This window comes from Streptomyces fungicidicus, assembly GCF_003665435.1.
GTDB lineage: Bacteria > Actinomycetota > Actinomycetes > Streptomycetales > Streptomycetaceae > Streptomyces > Streptomyces fungicidicus.
Window position 1 is genome coordinate 3,035,919 of sequence record NZ_CP023407.1, and the last position, 18,984, is coordinate 3,054,902.

Annotated in this window: 12 protein-coding genes; 8 read left to right on the forward strand and 4 right to left on the reverse strand. The window is 73.0% G+C overall.

Going from position 1 to position 18,984, the window contains the following annotated elements; translation table 11 throughout:
• Positions 1-37 precede the first annotated feature (37 nt).
• Positions 38-1,591: a hypothetical protein gene (locus CNQ36_RS13665; protein ID WP_121546206.1), complete on the forward strand. Its 1,554-nt coding sequence runs from the start codon at positions 38-40 to the stop codon at positions 1,589-1,591.
• Here CNQ36_RS13665 and CNQ36_RS13670 read toward each other — a convergent pair.
• A complete protein-coding gene (locus CNQ36_RS13670; protein WP_121546207.1) occupies positions 1,581-1,994 on the reverse strand; it encodes an organic hydroperoxide resistance protein in 414 nt (137 codons plus the stop codon). The two genes, CNQ36_RS13665 and CNQ36_RS13670, sit on opposite strands and share 11 nt — an antisense overlap.
• 130 nt (positions 1,995-2,124) lie before the next feature.
• Between CNQ36_RS13670 and CNQ36_RS13675 the strand changes: the two genes are divergently transcribed.
• The 3 genes from CNQ36_RS13675 to galE all read left to right on the forward strand — a co-directional run bounded on the left by CNQ36_RS13675 (position 2,125) and on the right by galE (position 5,345).
• Complete coding sequence (locus CNQ36_RS13675) at positions 2,125-2,631, forward strand: MarR family winged helix-turn-helix transcriptional regulator (RefSeq protein ID WP_121546208.1); 507 nt, start codon at positions 2,125-2,127, stop codon at positions 2,629-2,631.
• A 74-nt stretch (positions 2,632-2,705) separates the two neighbouring features.
• Positions 2,706-4,307 carry a glycosyltransferase family 2 protein gene (locus CNQ36_RS13680; RefSeq protein WP_121546209.1) on the forward strand — a complete coding sequence of 534 codons (1,602 nt, stop codon included), beginning with the start codon at positions 2,706-2,708 and terminating at the stop codon, positions 4,305-4,307.
• A 57-nt stretch (positions 4,308-4,364) separates the two neighbouring features.
• Complete coding sequence (gene galE / locus CNQ36_RS13685; protein WP_121546210.1) at positions 4,365-5,345, forward strand: UDP-glucose 4-epimerase GalE; 981 nt, start codon at positions 4,365-4,367, stop codon at positions 5,343-5,345.
• 119 nt (positions 5,346-5,464) lie between these two features.
• Here galE and CNQ36_RS13690 read toward each other — a convergent pair whose 3' ends face one another.
• Positions 5,465-6,091 (reverse strand): TetR/AcrR family transcriptional regulator, encoded by a 627-nt coding sequence (locus CNQ36_RS13690; RefSeq protein ID WP_040908681.1) that lies wholly within the window; start codon positions 6,089-6,091, stop codon positions 5,465-5,467.
• Positions 6,092-6,277: 186 nt separating this feature from the next.
• Here CNQ36_RS13690 and CNQ36_RS13695 point away from each other — a divergent pair, with 186 nt between their 5' ends.
• From CNQ36_RS13695 to CNQ36_RS13710, 4 genes are all read left to right on the forward strand, one after another.
• The gene (locus tag CNQ36_RS13695; RefSeq protein WP_121546211.1) at positions 6,278-7,207 is read left to right on the forward strand and encodes an ABC transporter permease; all 930 of its coding nucleotides are present in this window, start codon (positions 6,278-6,280) and stop codon (positions 7,205-7,207) included.
• The gene (locus tag CNQ36_RS13700) at positions 7,200-8,045 is read left to right on the forward strand and encodes an ABC transporter ATP-binding protein (protein ID WP_121546212.1); all 846 of its coding nucleotides are present in this window, start codon (positions 7,200-7,202) and stop codon (positions 8,043-8,045) included. The genes CNQ36_RS13695 and CNQ36_RS13700 overlap by 8 nt, the downstream gene beginning before the upstream one ends.
• A 101-nt stretch (positions 8,046-8,146) precedes the next feature.
• Entirely contained in the window at positions 8,147-10,339 is a 2,193-nt protein-coding gene (locus tag CNQ36_RS13705; RefSeq protein ID WP_121546213.1) for a CDP-glycerol glycerophosphotransferase family protein, read from the forward strand.
• Positions 10,336-12,030 carry a glycosyltransferase family 2 protein gene (locus CNQ36_RS13710; protein ID WP_121546214.1) on the forward strand — a complete coding sequence of 565 codons (1,695 nt, stop codon included), beginning with the start codon at positions 10,336-10,338 and terminating at the stop codon, positions 12,028-12,030. Before CNQ36_RS13705 ends, CNQ36_RS13710 begins: the two co-directional genes overlap by 4 nt.
• 106 nt (positions 12,031-12,136) lie before the next feature.
• Here the strand turns inward: CNQ36_RS13710 and CNQ36_RS13715 are convergent, their stop codons facing one another.
• Positions 12,137-13,657, reverse strand: a complete 1,521-nt coding sequence (locus CNQ36_RS13715) for a hypothetical protein (protein ID WP_410177118.1) — start codon at positions 13,655-13,657, stop codon at positions 12,137-12,139.
• 184 nt (positions 13,658-13,841) lie between these two features.
• Positions 13,842-18,788, reverse strand: coding sequence for an NAD-glutamate dehydrogenase (locus tag CNQ36_RS13720; RefSeq protein ID WP_121546216.1), 4,947 nt, complete (start codon positions 18,786-18,788; stop codon positions 13,842-13,844).
• Positions 18,789-18,984: the final 196 nt, after the last annotated feature.

An 18,984-nucleotide genomic window follows, 5' to 3' on the forward strand; every position in this document is an offset into this window, starting at 1 on the left:
GCCAAATGCCTCACACGCTCCCCTCCCCCACCGCCCGATGAGCGCCCCGGTCCTCGTCCGGCGGACGGTGCGCGGTGCCACGGCGCTGCGCGGCGGCGGGGCCTGGCGCCCCACCCCGTACCAGCTGTTCGGGTTCCTGTTCTGGCTGGTGATGTCGCTGGCGTACTGGAGGGTGCCGCTGTGCTGCGACGCCGGGCAGCACGCGGCGGTCGTCGAGCGCCTCAAGGACGATCTGCTCCACCCCCGGCACCCGATGGCGGACCTGCCGGGGGCGGGCAGCCCCTACTACTCGCCGTTCGCGCTGGCGCAGGGCGGGTTCGCCCGGCTGACGGGGCTGGGCGGCTGGGAGGTGCTCCGGCTCACCGGGCCGCTGAACCTGCTGGTGCTGCTGAGCGGGATCGGCCGCTTCGTGCGGGTGCTGACCCCGCGCCCCTGGGCGCCGGTGCTGGCGCTCGGCGCGATGACGCTGCTGTGGGGGCTGGAGCGGGCCTGGTGGAGCGGCTACCTAAACCTGATGTCGATGACGGGCAACCTCGCCTACCCGTCGGCGCTCGCGATCGGTCTCGCCTTCTGGGCGTGGGCGCTGACCGGGGCGCTGGCCCGGAACGCGGGGGCCGTGCGGTACGTGGGGCCGAGCGGGCTGCGCCCGGTGCCGGGGTACGCGGCGCTGGGCGCGCTGTACGGGCTGATCCTGCTGGTGCATCCGATCACGGCGGTCGCGGCCGCGCTGGGGGCGGTGGCGCTGATCGCCGGCTGGCAGCGGCGCTGGGGGCCCGCCGCCCTGGGCCGGTGGGCCCTGACCGGGGCGGTGGCGCTGCTGACGGCCGCCTGCTGGCCGTACTTCGACGTGTTCGCGCTGGCCGGGGACGACAGCGTGGACGCGATGCACCGGCGGCTGTACCTGGACCTCGGCGGGCAGTTCGGGCTGGCGCTGCTGGGGCTACCGGCGCTGTGGCTGCGGGCGCGGCGCACCTCGTGGCGTGATCCGCTGGTGCTGATGTTCGTCCTGGACTGCCTGATGGTGACGTACGGATGGGTCAGCGGGCACTACACGTACGGCAGGATCCTCGGGCTCACGCTGGTGGCGCCGCAGTTCGCGCTCGCGGTGGAGCTGGCGGCGCCCCGGCCGTGGCCGGTGTGGCGGCGGCTCCTGGGCGGGGCCGCGGCGGCGGGGGCGTGCGCCGGGTTCCTGACCGTGCAGGCCGGGGCGGTGGTGCCGGCCGGTTTCGAGCAGCCGCCGAGCTGGCCGGACTACGCGTGGGCCGCACGGCACATCGGACCGGGCGAGGTGGTGATCGCCGACGGCTACTACGCCGTCCACGCGATCGCCGGGTACGGGCCGAACCTCGCCGCGCCGGCCTGGCCCGACGCGGCGCTGGACGAGAAGGAGCGGCTGCGGCGGGCGGCCGATGTGCGGGCCTACCTCGACCCGGGTTCGAGCCGCGCCGAACGGGCCGCGGTGGTCCGCCGGTACCACGCGCGCTGGGTGCTGCTGACGCCCCGGCAGCGGGTGCCCGGGGAGGCGGTGGTGGTGGCGTGGAGCCGGCGGACGGGGGAGGTGCTGGCGCGGCTGCCGGGGACTACTCGATGACGAGGTCGACGTCGATGTTGCCGCGGGTGGCGTTGGAGTAGGGGCAGACCTGGTGGGCCTGCTCGACCAGCTTGCGGCCGGTCTCCTCGTCCACGCTGTCGGGCAGCTCGACGCGGAGCGTCACGGCGAGCCCGAAGCCCTCGCCCTGCTTGCCGATGCCGACCTCGGCGGTCACCGCGGCGTCGCTGACGTCGACCTTCGCCGCCCGGCCGACCACACCGAGGGCACTGCCGAAGCAGGCCGCGTAGCCGGCGGCGAAGAGCTGCTCGGGGTTGGTGCCCTGGCCGTCGCCGCCGAGCTCCACGGGGGCGCTCAGACCGAGGTCCAGCTTGCCGTCGGAGGTGACGGCGCGGCCCTCGCGGCCGTGGGTGGCGGTGGCGACAGCGGTGTAGAGCGCGTCCATGGAAGGACCTTCCCTCTCGAGTCGGTGGCGCGGCCAGGCCGGTGGTGGCCTCGGTCGCCGTGCGACCACAAGTAGAGCACACAACTCAATTGCGCACAACTAAATGGCCCACCAGAGCTATCCTGGAGGCATGACACCGACTCCGACTCCCCCACCCGCCGCACAGGCGCCACCCCCACCACAGGGCGCCGCGGACGACTGGCTCCGCCTCGACCAGCAGATCTGCTTCACGCTGAACGCGGCGTCCCGCGCCTTCAACGGCGTGTACCGGGTGGTCCTCAAGGACCTCGGGCTCACCTATCCGCAGTACCTGGTCATGCTGGTGCTGTGGGAGCACGGCGGCCTGCCCGTGAAGCGGCTCGGCGAGCATCTGCGGCTGGACTCCGGCACGCTGTCCCCGCTGCTCAAGCGGCTGGAGGCGGCCGGCCTGGTGAGCCGGGAGCGCAGCGCGCGCGACGAGCGGTCGGTGGAGGTCCGCCCCACCCCCGAGGGCGTCGCGCTGCGGCAGCGGGCCCTGGAGGTGCCGCGCCGGATCGTGGCCGCGACCGGCTTCGAGATCGACGAGATCGTCGAACTGAGCAGCCGGCTGCACCGGCTCACCGCGGCGCTGGACACGGCGGCGACGGAAGGCGCGTAGCCCGCCGCACGTGTACGGAACGCCCCTTTCCGGGCAAAGGGTAGGAACAGCCCGTAAAGCGCCCCGAGGACGTCATGCACCCCCCTCACCCCCAGGTCTCCGTGGTCGTCATCGGCCACAACGACGCCGCCCATGTGGCCGACGCCGTGCGCTCCGCGCTCGGACAGGGACCCGCCGTCCGCGAGGTCGTCGCGGTCGACGACTGCTCGACGGACGGCAGCGCCGCCCTGCTGGACCGGCTCGCCGCCGGCGAACCGCGGCTGCGGGTGATCCGGCGCCCGGTCAACAGCGGCGGCTGCGGCACTCCGCGCAACACCGGGCTCGCCGCGGTGACCTCGCCGTACGTGATGTTCCTGGACAGCGACGACGTCCTGCCGCCCGGCGCGGCCGACGCGCTGCTGACCGCCGCGACCGGCGCGGACGCCGAGGTCGCCGCCGGACTGTGCGTGCGCCGCGAGCTGCCGTCGGGGCGCGAGGTGCCCTGGGAGCCGGGCCTGTACGCCTCGCCCGCCGTGCTCGCCCGCCCGGCGCGGCGCCCGCGCCTGGTCCACGACACCCTGTGCGTCAACAAGCTCTACGCCACCGCCTTCCTGCGCGCGCACGCCATCCGCTTCCCCGAGGGCCGGTTCCCCTACGAGGACCTCGTGTTCACCGCGCGGGTGTGGGCCGCGGGGCCGCGCGTCGCGCTGGTCCCCGACCCGGTGTACGTGTGGCACGTCCGCCGGTCGGCGCGCCGGCTGTCGATCTCGCTGGACCGGGCGGACGTCGACAACTGGCGGGCCCGCACGCACGCGTGCCGCACCGCCCACGAGATCCTGCTGGCCGCCGGCCAGAAGCGGCTGGCCCGCAGGGCACGGGCCAAGTTCCTCGACCACGACCTGCGCATGTACGTCCGGGAGCTGCCGCTGCGCGACGAGGAGTACCGGCGCGGCTGGTGGGCGCACACCCGGGCGTTCCTCGCGGACTACGACGCCGCCGACTGGGCCCGCGACCCCGTCGCCCCCGGCCGGCTGATCGGACGGGTGGTGCTGGCCTCCCCCGAGCCGTGCGACCTGCCCCGGCTGCGGGAGCTGGCGGCCCGGCCGGCCCGGCTGTGCCCGCCCTACGTCCGCGCGGAGGACGGCACGCCCCGCTGGTCGGACGGCCTGCCCGGGATCACCCTGGAGACTCTGCTGACCCGCCCCGCGCCGCTGCTCCCGCTCGCCGTGGACGCGGAACTGCGCCCCCGCGCACGCGGCGTACGGCTGCGGCTGCGCCTGCACGAGCTGTACGGCCGGGTGGCGCAGGCGGGACCGCGGTCGGTGGAGGTGGAGTGGCGGCACCGGGACCGGGACGGCACCGCCGTCCGCCGTACCGTGCCGCTGCGGGCGGCTCCCGGGCACACCTGGGTCGCCGGGACGACCGTACGGCTGGACCGGCTCGCCACGCTCGGCACCGGCGCCTGGGACCTGCGGCTGCGGGTCCGCTTCCGGGACGGATCGAGCCGCCGGGTCACGGCGCACGCCCTCGCCGGGCCGGGCCTGCTGCGCCGCCGCGCGGTGCCGAGCCCCCGGCACGGCGTGGTGCTGGTCCGCCCGTACGCCACGCACTCCGGCTCGCTGGCGCTGCGTGTGGCAACCGGGGTACGCGGAGTCGTGCCGGTGCTACGCGCACGGCTGTGGCGCCTGCTTCACTGAGCACCGACCATTTCCGGACCGGACGGGCACGGGCCACAGACAGGGGGCGACCATCCCATGACCTGGTTGATCACCGGCGGCGCCGGTTACATCGGGGCGCACGTCGTGCGGGCGATGACCGCGGCGGGCGAACGGGCGGTGGTGTACGACGACCTGTCCACCGGCCTCCCCGGCCGGGTGCCGGACGGGGTCCCGCTGGTGACCGGCTCCACCCTGGACGGCGAGCGGGTGGCGCGCGCCCTCGCGGACCACGAGGTCACCGGCATCGTCCACCTGGCGGCGAAGAAGCAGGTCGCCGAGTCGGTGTCGCTCCCCCTGTACTACTACCGGGAGAACGTCGAGGGCCTGCGCGTCCTGCTGGACGCGGGCGCCTCGGCCGGCGTCCGCTCCTTCGTCTTCTCCTCCTCGGCGGCGGTGTACGGCATGCCGGACGTGAAGCTGGTGACCGAGGAGACCCCGTGCCTGCCCATGTCGCCGTACGGCGAGACCAAGCTGGCCGGCGAGTGGCTGGTCCGCGCGGCCGGCGCGGCCGCCGGGCTCGCGACGGCCTGCCTGCGCTACTTCAACGTGGCCGGCGCGGCCCGCCCGGACCTCGCCGACACGGGCGTCCACAACCTCATCCCGATGATCTTCGAGAAGCTGACGGACGGCCTGCCGCCGCGCGTGTTCGGCGACGACTACCCGACCCCCGACGGCACCTGCGTCCGCGACTACATCCACGTCCTCGACCTGGCCGAGGCCCATGTGGCGGCGGCCCGCGCGCTGCGCTCCGCCCCCGGCCGGAACCTCACCCTCAACATCGGCCGCGGCGAGGGCGTCTCCGTCCGGGAGATGATCGACCGGGTCAACGCCCTCACCGGTCACGACCGCCGGCCCACGGTCTCTCCCCGCCGCCCCGGCGACCCGGCCCGCGTCATCGCCTCGGCCGACCGCGCGGCCGTGGAGCTGAACTGGAAGGCCCGCCACGACACCGATGCCATGATCACCTCGGCCTGGTCCGGCTGGCTCCGCCTCCACCCCTCGGCGGCCCGCCCCTGACAGCCGGCGGCCCGGCACCGCGTGATCCGTCCGTCCCGGACGGTCCAGAGCGACACGACCCGGTGGACGCCCATCGTCTCGTGGGGGACCCAGGGGCCGCCGACAAGCCCCGGCCGGTCTCACAGGGCCTTCAGGGCCTCCGTGGTGGCCCGCGTCAGGGCGTCCAGGTAGCCCTTCGGGAGCCGGGGGCTGCGGATGACCACCGAGCGCCAGTAGAGGGGGCCGGAGATCAGGTCGACGGCCAGGGCGTGGTCGGCGCCGGGGCGGAGGTCACCGCGCTGCTCCGCCGCCGCGACGATGCCCTTCGCGACTCCGTCCTGGCCCTCGCGCAGCGCCTTCTGCAGGGCCTCGGCGATGTCCGGGTTACGGGCGGCCTCGGCCTGGAGGTCGGGGAGGATCTGGGAGGCCACCGGGTGGCGCAGCGCGCGGGAGGTGACCTCGTACAGCAGCCGCAGGTCGCCCTCCAGGGAGCCGGTGTCCGGGGCGGGCAGGCCCTGGACGGCGATCGCCGACACCAGGTCGAGGACCAGGTGCTGCTTGGAGCGCCAGCGCCGGTACACCGCCGTCTTGCCGACGCCCGCGCGGCGCGCGATCCCCTCGATGGACATCCGCGCGTAGCCGGCCGCGGCCAGTTCCTCGAGGACGGCCGCCCGGATGGCCTCCGTCACGTCCTCCCTCAGTACGGCGGCCCCGGCGGGGGCCCTGCGGCGCGGACGCGGCTGGGGCTCGTCGGAGTTCGTCGTCATGCCGACCAGCATAGGGCGACGACGGAACGGTTGCGTTCCGACGTACGCTCCGATTACGCTCGCGTCGCGACGATACGGTGCCGTTCCGACGTATGAGCCGTACGAGTCGGGTCACGTCACGTCGATGTCGCGTGACGACTGCGTACGAACCGTTGCCACCCCCTCCCCCTAGCGAAAGCAGCGGATGTGAGTCAGGTCCTCCACACACCGCCCCCCGCTCCGACGGGCCCGATACCGCCCGAGGGCGACCTCGCGGCCCTCGCCGCCCGGCACGGCCTCACGGTCAGCGGCGCCCGGCCGTCCCTCTTCGAGTACGTCCGCCAGCTCTGGGGACGGCGGCACTTCATCCTCGCCTTCTCCCGGGCGAAGCTGACCGCCCAGTACAGCCAGGCCAAGCTGGGCCAGCTGTGGCAGGTGGCGACCCCGCTGCTGAACGCGGCCGTGTACTTCTTCATCTTCGGTCTGCTGCTGAACGCCCGCCGGGGCATCCCGCACGAGATCTACGTGCCCTTCCTGGTGACGGGCGTGTTCGTGTTCACCTTCACCCAGAGCTCGGTGCTCACCGGCGTGCGGGCGATCTCCGGGAACCTCGGACTGGTGCGGGCCCTGCACTTCCCGCGGGCCTCGCTGCCCGTCTCCTTCGCGCTCCAGCAGCTCCAGCAGCTGCTGTTCTCGATGGCCGTGCTCGTCGTCGTGATGATCGCCTTCGGCAGCTACCCCGGCCTGTCCTGGCTGCTGGTGATCCCCGCGCTGCTGCTGCAGTTCGTGTTCAACACCGGCCTCGCGCTGATCTTCGCGCGGATGGGCAGCAAGACGCCCGACCTGGCCCAGCTGATGCCGTTCGTGCTGCGCACCTGGATGTACGCGTCCGGCGTGATGTTCAGCATCCCGGCGATGCTGCACGACAAGGACGTGCCGGGCTGGCTCGCCGACGTGCTGCAGTGGAACCCTGCGGCGATCTACATGGACCTGATGCGCTTCGCGCTGATCGACGACTACGGGACCTCCTACCTGCCCCCGCACGTGTGGGCGTTCGCGCTGGGCTGGGCGGTACTGGCCGGCGTGGTCGGGTTCGTCTACTTCTGGAAGGCTGAGGAGAGGTACGGCCGTGGCTGACACCGGCGACAACAAGATCCCCACGGTCGTCGCGGACCGCGTCGACATCGTCTACCGGGTCAACGGCACCGGCGCCGGGCGTGGCTCCGCCACCGCCGCCCTCAACCGCATCCTGCGCCGCGAGCAGACCGAGAAGGCGTCGGGTGTGCGCACGGTGCACGCCGTGAAGGGCGTGTCCTTCGTGGCGTACCGGGGCGAGGCGATCGGGCTCATCGGCACCAACGGCTCGGGCAAGTCGACCCTGCTCAAGGCGGTCGCCGGCCTGCTCCCGGTGGAGAACGGCCGTATCTACACCGACGGCCAGCCCTCCCTGCTCGGCGTCAACGCGGCGCTGATGCGCGATCTGACCGGCGAGCGCAACGTCCACCTCGGCGGGCTCGCCATGGGCATGTCCCGCGAGGAGATCAAGGCGCGGTACCAGGAGATCGTCGACTTCTCCGGGATCAACGAGAAGGGCGACTTCATCACCCTGCCGATGCGGACGTACTCCTCCGGCATGGCGGCCCGGCTGCGCTTCTCCATCGCCGCCGCCAAGGACCACGACGTCCTCCTCGTCGACGAGGCGCTGGCCACCGGCGACCGCTCCTTCCAGAAGCGTTCCGAGGCCCGGATCCGGGAGCTGCGCGGGCGGGCGGGGACGGTGTTCCTGGTCAGCCACAACAACAAGTCGATCCGCGACACCTGCGACCGGGTGCTCTGGCTGGAGCGGGGCGAGCTGCTGATGGACGGGCCGACGGAGGACGTGCTCAAGGAGTACGAGGCGTTCACCGGGGGGACGGACAAGGCCCGCAAGCCGAAGCCGAAGCCGAAGCCGAAGGCGGCGCCGGTCCCCTCCTGACGCGCGGACCGCGTGCCCTCGCGACCTTTTCATCGTATTGGTGTCAATATGACTGAAGCGGGAAGCCCGGTGGGACGTCGAGCAGCCGAAGGAGCCCCGAGATGCCCGAGCTCAGCGTCGTCGTCCACGGGCCGAACACCCAGGACCACCTGACCGGCCTGCTCGACTCCCTCGCCGACCGCCCCCTCCCGGACACCGAGGTCGTCGTCGCCGCCGTCGGTGACTGGGCCCGTCGTACGGCGGAGCGGCACGCGCCCGACGTCCAGGTGCTGTCCCTGCCCGAGGGCACGTCCGACGCGGCGGCCCGCGCGGCGGGGGCCGCCCGGGCCGGCGGACGCTGGCTGCACTTCGTCCGCGCCAAGGACGGCCTGCCGCCCGGCAGCACCCGTACCGTCGCCGAACGGGTCGCCGGACTCACCGGCACCGCGGACGTCCTCCTCCTCGACCACCTCCGCAGCACCTGGCGCGGCTCCGGTCTGCCCTCGGCGGACGGCCCGCTGCTCGCCCGCGCCGGCCGCACCGGCCTCGCCCTCGACGACAGTGCCTATCTGCTGCGCCTGACCCCGCTGCTCGGCGCCCGCGTGCTGCGCGCCGGCTTCTGGCGGGCGCACGAGGAACAGCTCAACGGCGACGACGAAGCGGGCACGGCGCTCGCCGCCCTGCTGCTCGCCGACCGCGTCGCCGCGCTGCCGCACATCGCCTACGAGGACCGCCGGCTGCGGCCCGCCGGACTCCCCCCGAAGACCCCCGAACAGCACTACGCGCTCGTCGACCGCTACGAGCGTCTCCTCGACCTCGCCCGCGAACGCCCCGCCGTGTACACGGTGCTGTACGAGATCATGGTCCGCGACTGCCTGCGCGCCTTCACCCGCGACGGCATGCCCGAGGACGTGGCCCGGGAGTTCTTCCACCGGGCCTCCGTCGCCGCGCTGCGCCGCCGCCCCGAGGGCCACCGGCGCCCGGCCGGCCTCGAGGGCATCCGCCGCTCGCTGCTCGAGGAGGGCGCCTACACCAAGTACCGGGCCTTCCAGGCCGCCAACCGCACCCGGCGCGCGGTGCGGTCCACGGTGCGCGCCGGCAGGCGGCAGCTGGGCACCCGGGTCCGCGACCTCCAGTACCGCCGGGCCCTGCACCGGCCCGTCGACCCCCATCTCGCGGTGTTCGCCGCCTACTGGAACCGCGGGGTCTCCTGCAACCCGGCCGCGATCGCCGCCAAGCTCGCCGAACTCGCCCCGCACATCCACCCCGTGTGGGTGGTGACCGACCGCAACGCCGCCCTGCTCCCGCCCGGCACCGACCACATCGTCCCCGGCACCCGCCGCTACTGGGAGGTGCTCGCCACCGCGAAGTACCTCGTCAACAACGTCAACTTCCCGAACGCGGTGGTCAAGCGCCCCGGCACGGTCCACGTCCAGACCCACCACGGCACCCCGCTCAAGCGCATGGGCGTGGACCAGCTGCCGTTCCCGGCCGCCGCCCAGGGCCTGGACTTCGAGGCGCTGCTGGAACGCGTCGACAAATGGGACTACAGCATCTCCAGCAACAGCCACACCACCCGGATGTGGGAGAGGGCCTACCCGTCCCGGTACGTCTCACTGGACCACGGCTATCCGCGCAACGACGTCTACTACACGGCCGGCGCCGCCGAGATCCGCGCCGTCCGCGAACGCCTCGGCATCGCGCCGGGCCGCCGGGCCGTCCTGTACGCGCCCACGCACCGCGACTACGAGGCCGGCTGGACCCCGCGCCTGGACCTCGCCGCCCTCTCCGACCGGCTCGGCGAGGACACCGTCCTGCTGGTGCGCGGCCACTACTTCTACGACGGCGCCGCCTCCCCGCTCACCAGCCTGCGCCGCTCCGGCCGGGTGGTGGACGTCTCGTCCTACGACCCGGTCGAGGAGCTGTGCCTGGCCGCCGACGTCCTGGTCACGGACTACTCGTCGATCATGTTCGACTACGCCAACCTGGACCGCCCGATCGTCATCCACGCCGACGACTGGGAGACGTACCGCACCACGCGCGGCGTCTACTTCGACCTGACGGCCGAGGCGCCCGGTCCGGTGGCCCGCACCCAGGAGGAGCTGACCGGGATCCTCACCACCGACGCCTGGCGCGACGAGAACGCGGCGAAGGCGCGGGCCGTCTTCCGGCGCCGGTTCTGCGAGTACGACGACGGCCGCGCCGCCGAACGCGTCGTGCGCCGGGTCTTCCTCGGCCAGGACGAGGCGTCACTGCCGCCGGTGCTGCCGGTCGGGGAACGCACCCCGGCGCCCACGCCCGAGGAGGCGGCATGAGCACCCCGCCGGTCCCCGACGTCACCGTGACGGTGATCGTCCACAACGACGCCGAACGGCTGCCCCGCGCGGTGGAGTCGGTGCGCCGGCAGACCCACCGGAACCTCGAGATCGTCATCAGCGACGACCACTCGACGGACGACACCCCCCGGGTGGCGCGGGCGCTGGCCGCCACCGACGGCCGTATCCGGTACCTGCGGCTGCCGGAGAACAGCGGCGGGTGCAGCGCGCCGCGCAACAGGGCACTGGAGCTGGCGCGGGCGCCGTACCTGATGTTCCTCGACAGCGACGACGAACTGCCCGAGGAGTCGGTCGCGGCACTGCTCGCCGCACACCGGGAACGCGAGATCGACTTCGCGATGGGCGCCGTGCGGCGGGTCCGGGTGGACACCGGCCGCCGCTCCACCTGGATGCCGCACCTCGTGCGCGAGCGCCGCACCCTGGACGGCATCGCGGCCGACCCGCGACTGTTCTTCGAACACCTGTCGACCAGCAAGATGTACGCCCGCGCCTTCCTCGACCGGCACCGACTGCGCTTCCCCGAGGGCATCCACTACGAGGACCAGCTGTTCTCGGCCCAGGCGTACTGCCTGGCGGAACGCTTCACGATCATCCCCGAGCCGGTCTACCTCTGGTACGTCGCCCCGTACGCGGGCTCCGGCGCGGCGTCCATCTCCAACCAGCGGCATCTGCTCACCAACGTCCGCGACCGGATCCACGTCCAGCGGCTGATCGACGCGTTCCTGGACGACAGCGGGCACCGGGCGCTGCGCGAGGACAAGGACCACAAGTTCCTCAAGCACGACTTCCGGATGTACGCGGGTGATCTGCCCTACCGGGAGGAGGAGTGGCTGGAGACCTTCGCCGACCTGGTGAACCCGTACCTGGGGACCCTGTCGCCGGGCGCGTACGCCCGGCTGCCCCGGGCCGAGCGGGTGGTGCTCCAGCTGATCCGCGACCGGCGGCTTTCCGAGGTCCGGTGGGCCGCCCGGGGGCTCGGCCACGGCGTCGCCCCGAGGGAGCTGAGCACGGGCGCGGACGGGCGCGTCTACTGGGGCGGGCAGGTCCCCGGGTCGACCGGCGCCCGCCGTGAGCTGGACCTGACCGAGCTGGAGCTGGACACCCGCCCGTTCCCCGGCGCCCAGTTCCGCCACGAGATCACCGAGATCGCCCGGGGCCCGGGGGCCTCCGTCGACCTGACCGTGCGCACCTACGACCCGGCCCTGCGCCTCCCGGTCGGCCCGCAGCGCGCGAGCCTCCTCCTCTCCCCCGGCCGGCGGCGCCTCTCCGTCCCCTTCCGGCTGCTCCCGGTCCGTCCGGGGGTCTTCGAGGGGCGGGTCCGTCTCGACCCGGCGGCCGCACGCCTCCCGCTGAGCGGCTTCGCCGGGGTGCGTCATCCGATGGTCCGGCTCACCTGCCGGGGCCAGGGCAACCGGGGGCTGCTGCTGGCCCCGCTCGCCTTCCCCGCCCTGACCGCCCACGTCCCCTACCGCTCGGGCGCGGCCCCGCACCGGATCACCGTCGAGCCCGAGGGCCACGGCCCCGGCCGCCTCCAGCTCCGCTGGGAACCCACCGGCCTCACGGCCACCGTCCTGCGCCCCACCGCCCACCACCTGGCCCACCCCCGCCTCCGCCGCGCAGCCCACCTGGCAGCGACCATCTTCAGGCTTCTCAGCCCGTCCGGCGTTTGAGGACAAGGCCCCTTCAGGGCCGAAGGGGGGTCTGGGGGCACAGCCCCCAGGGGACGGGAACGGGAAGGGGCGGCGGGGGCGAAAAAACCACCACCACACCCCCCTTTCACGGCACCGCGTACAGCACCTCCCCCTCCGGCCCCCGGGCCACCTCCCGCAACCCCGCGCCACCCGGCCACCCACCCCGCCCCACCACCCACCGCACCCCGTACTCCCGCTCGATCCCCCGCCGCACCCCCTCCGACGTCCCCTCCGCGAAGTACCGCACCGTCGCCCCCACCCGCCCCCGCTCATCCGGAAGGAAGAAGTCGGGGTACCCCGGAGCCACCGTGTAGGGCCCGTACGCCGGCACCTGCCGGGCCGCCCGCCCCTCCGCCATCACCACATCCCCGTACCGCACCCACGGCGTGATCCAGTGGTACCCCGTCCACGGCGGCCGGTACCCGTCCTCCACCACCCCCGGCAGCACCCCCCGCGGAAGCACGTACCCCAGCGTCCCCGCCTGCGCCCACGCCCCGACCACCAGCGCCCCGCCCAGCAGCACCGCCCAGCAGGCCCGCAGCCGCCGGCGCCCCGCGCCGGTCACCTCCAGCGCCACCGCGAGCTGGGCCGGGATCAGCGCGGCGGGCAGCGCGCGCCCCCACGAGTAGTGGCCGCTCACCCATCCCGCCCCGGCGACCAGCACCCCCAGCGCGAAGAAGAGCACCAGTGGATCCCACCGGTCGCGCCGCCATCGCGGCACCAGCGCGGCCACCCCGAGCAGCACCAGCCCGTACCGCGCCACCGGATGCCCGTACAGCACCCGGTGCACGTCCTCCAGCGCGGCCCCGGCGCCGAACAGGGCGTAGAAGTCGTAGTACGGCCAGGCCCACAGGACCAGCGCCCCCAGCAGCAGCCCGGCGGCCGGCCGCGGCCAGACCGCGCGCCGGGGCCGCGCCGCGAGCACCGTGGCGACGGCGCCCAGGCCGGCCACCACCCCCGAGAACTGGTGGCAGAGCAGGATCACCGCGCACAGCACCCCCAGACCGAGCCACGTCGGCCAGGCGGCCTCCCGGCGCAGCGCCCCCGTCAGCCACGCCCAGAAGTGGAAGGCGAGCCCGAGCGTGAACGTGCTCGGATACGACACCGTCAGCGCCAGCGAGTTCATCCCCGTGAAGCCGCTCCACAGGAACGCGGTGGTGCCCCACAGCAGCAGCAGGCTCAGCAGGGCGAGCGCGGGCGCGGCCCGGTGCGCGCTCAGCGTCCGCACATACCGCCACACCCCTGTGACCAGGAGCGCCAGCCCGGCCACGGCGGCCAGCCGCAGCACCACGAACACCGACAGCCCCGGCAACCGGGCGACGATGCCGAGCAGGAGCATCCACGGGGAGTAGTACGGGCTCGGCGTGTCCGCGTCGACCAGGGGGTTGCCGGGGTCGAGCGGGCTGTGCCGCAGCCGCTGCACGGTCGCCGCGTGCATGCCCAGGTCGCCGACCCAGGGGAGCCGCACGATCACCAGGACCATCAGGACGAGGACGAGTACGGCGGCGGCCAGGGCCGTCGTCCGTCCGACGGCCGAGGGACGCACGGCGGCGCGGCGCCCACCGTCCCTCCCCGGCGGAGCGGACAACGAGAATCGGACAGTCACCCATGAGCCATTGCCCTGAACGGCGGGCCCGCACCGCATCCCGGCCCGATGCCCACCTAAGGCACCACAGGCACCACGACGTCACGACGTCACGACGTCACGACGCCGCGAGGGCGTCCCGGGCCGGTCGACGGCCCGGGACGCCCTCGCGTCCGCCTGCTCAGGTGCTCAGCTGCTCAGGTGGTCAGGAATGCGACCGCAGCAGCGTCCGCATCGTCCGCATCGCCACCGACAGGTTGGCGAGATCGAACGAGTCGGAGCCCTGGATCTCCTCCAGCGTGCTACGGGCCCGGCCCAGCAGCGCCGCGTTCTTCTGCTCCCACAGCTCGAACCGCTGCTGCGGCGTCGACGAGCCGTTGCCCTCCGCCAGCACCTCCGCGGCGACCGCCGCGTGCGCCGCGTACAGGTCCTCGCGGATCGCCGCGCGGGCCATGGACTGCCAGCGGTCGGCGCGCGGCAGCTCGATGATGCGGTCCATCAGCTGTGTGATCCGCAGCCGGTCACCGAGGTCGTAGTACACCTCGGCGACCTCCATCGGGTCCTTGCCGGTCCGGTCGGCGACCGACACGATGTCGACCGTCGGGAACGCGGAGGAGAACCCGGCGACCCGCGTGGCGAGCTCGTCCGGCACACCGGCTCCGCTCAGCTCGTCGTAGATCTTCTGGTACCAGTCCAGGTCCGCGCCGCGCAGCAGCTTGGGCAGCTGCGACCAGACCTGCTCGACCCGCTCGGCGAAGAACGACACCGTCTCCTCGAGCTCCAGCGGCTGCGGCCGGTTGTTGAGCAGCCAGCGCGTGCCGCGCTCCACCAGCCGGCGCGAGTGCAGCCGGATGCGGGTCTGGACCTCCGCGTCGACCGTGTTGTCGAGCGCCTCGACCCCGTCCCACACCACCGAGGAGCGGAAGATCGCGCGAGCCGCGGTCTGCGCCCGGACGATCTCCTCCAGCGACGCGCCGGTCTCCTCGCGCATCCGGTGCAGATACGTCGTACCGCCCGTGTTGACGGTGTCGTTGACCAGCACCGTCGTGGTGATCTCGCGGCGCAGCGGGTGGGAGTCGATGTGCTCCATGAACTGCTCGCGCAGCGCCGTCGGGAAGTACGCGTGCAGCAGGACCTTCAGATACGGGTCGTCGGGCAGCGTGGTGTGCAGCAGCTCCTCGGCGACCGTGATCTTCGTGTACGCCAGCAGCACGGCCGTCTCCGGCCCGGTCAGGCCCTGCCCGGAGGCGAGCCGCTCACGGATCTGACGGTCGGTGGGCAGGAACTCCAGGGCCCGGTCCAGATGCCCCTCGCGCACCAGGTGCTTCAGGAAGCGCTGCTGCGCGTGCATCATGTCCTTGGACTGGGCCAGGGCGTTGGCGATGGCCGTGTTCTGCGCGTAGTTGTTGCGCAGCACCAGCGCGCCGACCTCGTCGGTCATCTCGGCGAGCAGCTTGTTGCGCTGCTTGACGGTCATGTCGCCGTCCTTGACGAGACCGTTGAGCAGGATCTTGATGTTCACCTCGTGGTCGGAGGTGTCCACGCCGGCGCTGTTGTCGATCGCGTCGGTGTTGATCCGGCCGCCGTGCAGGGCGAACTCGATCCGGCCGAGCTGGGTCATGCCCAGGTTGCCGCCCTCGCCGACCACGGAGACCCGCAGGCCCTTGCCGTCGACGCGGATGGCGTCGTTGCCCTTGTCGCCGACGTCCGCGTTCGACTCGGTGGACGCCTTGACGTAGGTGCCGATGCCGCCGTTCCACAGCAGGTCGACCGGTGCCGTGAGGATGGTCTTCATCAGGTCGGCCGGGGTCATCTTGGTGATGCCCGGCTCGATGCCGAGGGCCTCCCGGATCTGCGCGTTCACCTGGATGGACTTGGCGCTGCGCGGGAAGATCCCGCCGCCGGACGACAGCAGCCCGGTGTCGTAGTCGGCCCAGGAGCTGCGCGGCAGCTCGAACAGCCGGCGGCGCTCGGCGTAGGAGACGGCCGCGTCCGGGTTCGGGTCGATGAAGATGTGCCGGTGGTCGAAGGCGGCGACCAGGCGGATGTGCTCGCTGAGCAGCATGCCGTTGCCGAACACGTCACCGGACATGTCGCCGATGCCGACGACCGTGAAGTCCTGGGTCTGGGTGTCCACGCCCAGCTCCCGGAAGTGCCGCTTCACGGACTCCCAGGCGCCGCGGGCGGTGATGCCCATGCCCTTGTGGTCGTACCCGGCGGAGCCGCCGGAGGCGAAGGCGTCGCCCAGCCAGAAGTTGTACGACTCGGCGACCTCGTTGGCGATGTCCGAGAACTTGGCGGTGCCCTTGTCGGCGGCGACGACGAGGTAGGTGTCGTCCTCGTCGTGGCGGACGACGTCCGCCGGGGGCACGACCTCGCCGGCCACCATGTTGTCGGTGATGTCGAGCAGCGCCGAGATGAACGTCCGGTAGCTGGCGACGCCCTCGGCCATCCAGGCGTCGCGGTCGGCGTTCGGGTCGGGCAGCTGCTTGGCGACGAAGCCGCCCTTGGCGCCCACCGGCACGATGACGGTGTTCTTCACCATCTGCGCCTTGACCAGGCCGAGGATCTCCGTGCGGAAGTCCTCCCGGCGGTCCGACCAGCGCAGACCGCCGCGCGCGACCTTACCGAAGCGCAGGTGCACGCCCTCGACGCGCGGCGAGTACACCCAGATCTCGAACGCCGGGCGCGGCGCCGGGAGGTCCGGGATGGCCTGCGGGTCGAACTTCATGGAGACGTAGTCGTGCGGCAGGCCGCCGGTCGCCTCCTGGAAGAAGTTGGTGCGCAGCGTCGCCTTGATGACGGTGAGGAAGGAGCGCAGGATGCGGTCCTCGTCCAGCGAGGCGACCTGGTCGAGGGCGGCGTCGACCTCCTCGAGCAGCGCGTCCACCAGCTCGTACCCGGCGCGCTGCCGGTCCGGCGACATCCGCGCCTCGAACAGGGAGACGAGCAGCCGGGTGGTGTGGACGTTGTTGCGGAGGGTGTCCTCCATGTAGTCCTGGCTGAACGTGGAACCGGCCTGGCGCAGGTACTTCGCGTACGCCCGCAGCACCACGGCCTGCCGCCAGGTCAGTCCGGCGCCCAGCACCAGGGCGTTGAAGCCGTCGTTCTCCGCCTTGCCGGTCCAGGTCGCCGCGAAGGCGTCCTGGAAACGTTCACGGGCGTCGTCGCCGATGTGATCGGCGCCCGCTCCCGTGGGCATTCGCAGACCGAAGTCGTAGATCCAGGCGACGCTGCGGTCCGCGCACCGCAGCTCGTACGGCCGCTCGTCGACGACCTCGACGCCGAGCCGCTGGAGCACGGGCAGCACCGCGGACAGGGAAACTGCCTCGCCCTTGCGGTAGATCTTGAAGCGGCGCTCCTCGGCGGCCGCGCCCACCGGTTCGTACAGGCTGAGCGCGAAGTCGCGTTCCTCGCCGAGCTGCTCCAGGCGCACCAGGTCGGCGACGGCGGTGCGCGGGGAGTGGTCGGCCTTGTAGCCCTCGGCGAAGGCGCCGGCGTAGGCGCGCAGCAGCTCGGCGGCGCGTTCCTCGCCGAACTCGGCGTTCAGCGCCTCGGCGAAGCCGTCGGCCCAGGAGCGGGCGGCCTCCACGAGGCGGGCCTCGATGCGCTCCTTGTCGGCGTCGGACAGCTCGGGCAGCTCGGTGCCCTGCGGGACGCGGACCACGAAGTGCAGCCGGGAGAGGACCGACTCGGTGTTCCAGGCGGTGAAGTCGACGCTGATGCCGCCGAGCTCCTCCTTGAGGATGTCGATGATCCGCAGGCGCACACCGGTGGTGTAGCGGTCGCGCGGCAGGTAGACGAGGGCGGAGTAGTAGCGCCCGTACTCGTCCTGGCGCAGGTAGAGCCGCAGCCGGCGGCGCTCCTGGAGGTAGAGCACCGAGGTGGCGATGGACTGGAGCTCGGCGGCCGGGGTCTGGAACAGCTCGTCGCGCGGGTAGGTCTCCAGGATCTGGAGCAGGTCGCGTCCGTCGTGGCTGTGCGGCGAGAAGCCGGCGCGCTCGAGGACCTCCTCGACCTTGCGGCGGATCACCGGGACCCGGCGCACGGACTCGGTGTAGGCGGCCGAGGAGAACAGGCCGAGGAAGCGCCGCTCACCGACGACGTTGCCGTCCGCGTCGAACTTCTTCACGCCGATGTAGTCCAGGTACGACGGCCGGTGCACGGTTGCCCGGCTGTTCGCCTTGGTCAGCACCAGCATCTTGTGCTCGCGCGCCTTCGCGCGGGCGTCGGCGGGAAGCCGCTCGAAGGACGGGCTGACCGGGTGGCTCTCGTCGGCGTCGTGGTGCGGGTCGGAGCGCAGGATGCCGAGGCCGGTGCCGGGGACGGCGGCCAGCGAGTCGTCCTCGCGCAGCTGGTACTCGCGGTAGCCGAGGAAGGTGAAGTGGTCGTCGGCGAGCCAGCGCAGCAGCTCGCGGGCCTCCTCGGCCTGCGGGCCGGGCAGGTCGGCGGGGACGGGCTCGTCGGTGAGCGCCTCGGCCAGGGAGGTCGCGGCCTGGCGCATCTTGCCCCAGTCCTCCACGGCCTCGCGGACGTCGGAGAGGACCCGCAGCAGGTCGGCGGTGATCTGCTTGAGGTCGCCGCGGTCGGTCTCGCGGTCGATCTCCACGTGGATCCAGGACTCGACGTGCGCGTCGTGCGGGAGCTCGCGCGCGTCCTGCGGGAGGTCGCCGGCGGGCCGGGTGCTGAGCACCTCGATGAGCTTGCCGGTGAGGTCCCTGCGGACCACGACCTGCGGGTGGATGACGACGTGGATGCCGCGGCCCTGGCGGGTCAGCTCGTTGGTGACGGAGTCGACCAGGAAGGGCATGTCGTCGGTGACGACCTCGACGACGGAGTGGCTGCAGGTCCAGCCGTTCTCCTCGACGGTCGGGGTGTGCACGCGGACGTTGGCCGTGCCCTGGGGACGGCCCTCGGCGAGCCGGTAGTGCGAGAAGGCGGCTCCGAAGATGTCGACCGGGTCACGGTCGGTCAGGTCCTCCGGGGCGGTGTGCAGGTAGTAGCGCTGGAGGAACTCGAGCACGGTGTCCCGGTCGGGCATGCCCTTGTCCGTCGTCCCAGTCGGCAGTTTGCCGCCGGCCGGGCTGTTCTCAGCTACCCGGGCGGCCCTTTCGAGCAGCTCGGCCTTGGCTTCGTCCAGCTTGGTCTGCATGGTCCTCTGGCTCCTGTCGCGCGCCGTTGCGTGACGTAGAAGAAAGTACGGTCTCCGACCCGGTGGTGCGGTGGTACGACGCGGGGTGTCCGGTCTGTTCCGACGCTATGCCGCGAGGTGGAGTGTGCGGGGGCTTCTCGGCCACATCCGGCACGCCCGAGGGGTGTGACGCCGCTCTCTGCGACGCCGGTCCCGG

Coding starts and splice junctions, on each gene's coding strand:
- CNQ36_RS13690 (WP_040908681.1), bottom strand. CDS start 6,091: ATGACGACGAACTCCGACGAGCCCCAGCCGCGTCCGCGCCGCAGGGCC.
- CNQ36_RS13705 (WP_121546213.1), top strand. CDS start 8,147: ATGCCCGAGCTCAGCGTCGTCGTCCACGGGCCGAACACCCAGGACCAC.
- CNQ36_RS13675 (WP_121546208.1), top strand. CDS start 2,125: ATGACACCGACTCCGACTCCCCCACCCGCCGCACAGGCGCCACCCCCA.
- CNQ36_RS13670 (WP_121546207.1), bottom strand. CDS start 1,994: ATGGACGCGCTCTACACCGCTGTCGCCACCGCCACCCACGGCCGCGAG.
- CNQ36_RS13710 (WP_121546214.1), top strand. CDS start 10,336: ATGAGCACCCCGCCGGTCCCCGACGTCACCGTGACGGTGATCGTCCAC.
- galE (WP_121546210.1), top strand. CDS start 4,365: ATGACCTGGTTGATCACCGGCGGCGCCGGTTACATCGGGGCGCACGTC.
- CNQ36_RS13680 (WP_121546209.1), top strand. CDS start 2,706: ATGCACCCCCCTCACCCCCAGGTCTCCGTGGTCGTCATCGGCCACAAC.
- CNQ36_RS13720 (WP_121546216.1), bottom strand. CDS start 18,788: ATGCAGACCAAGCTGGACGAAGCCAAGGCCGAGCTGCTCGAAAGGGCC.
- CNQ36_RS13665 (WP_121546206.1), top strand. CDS start 38: ATGAGCGCCCCGGTCCTCGTCCGGCGGACGGTGCGCGGTGCCACGGCG.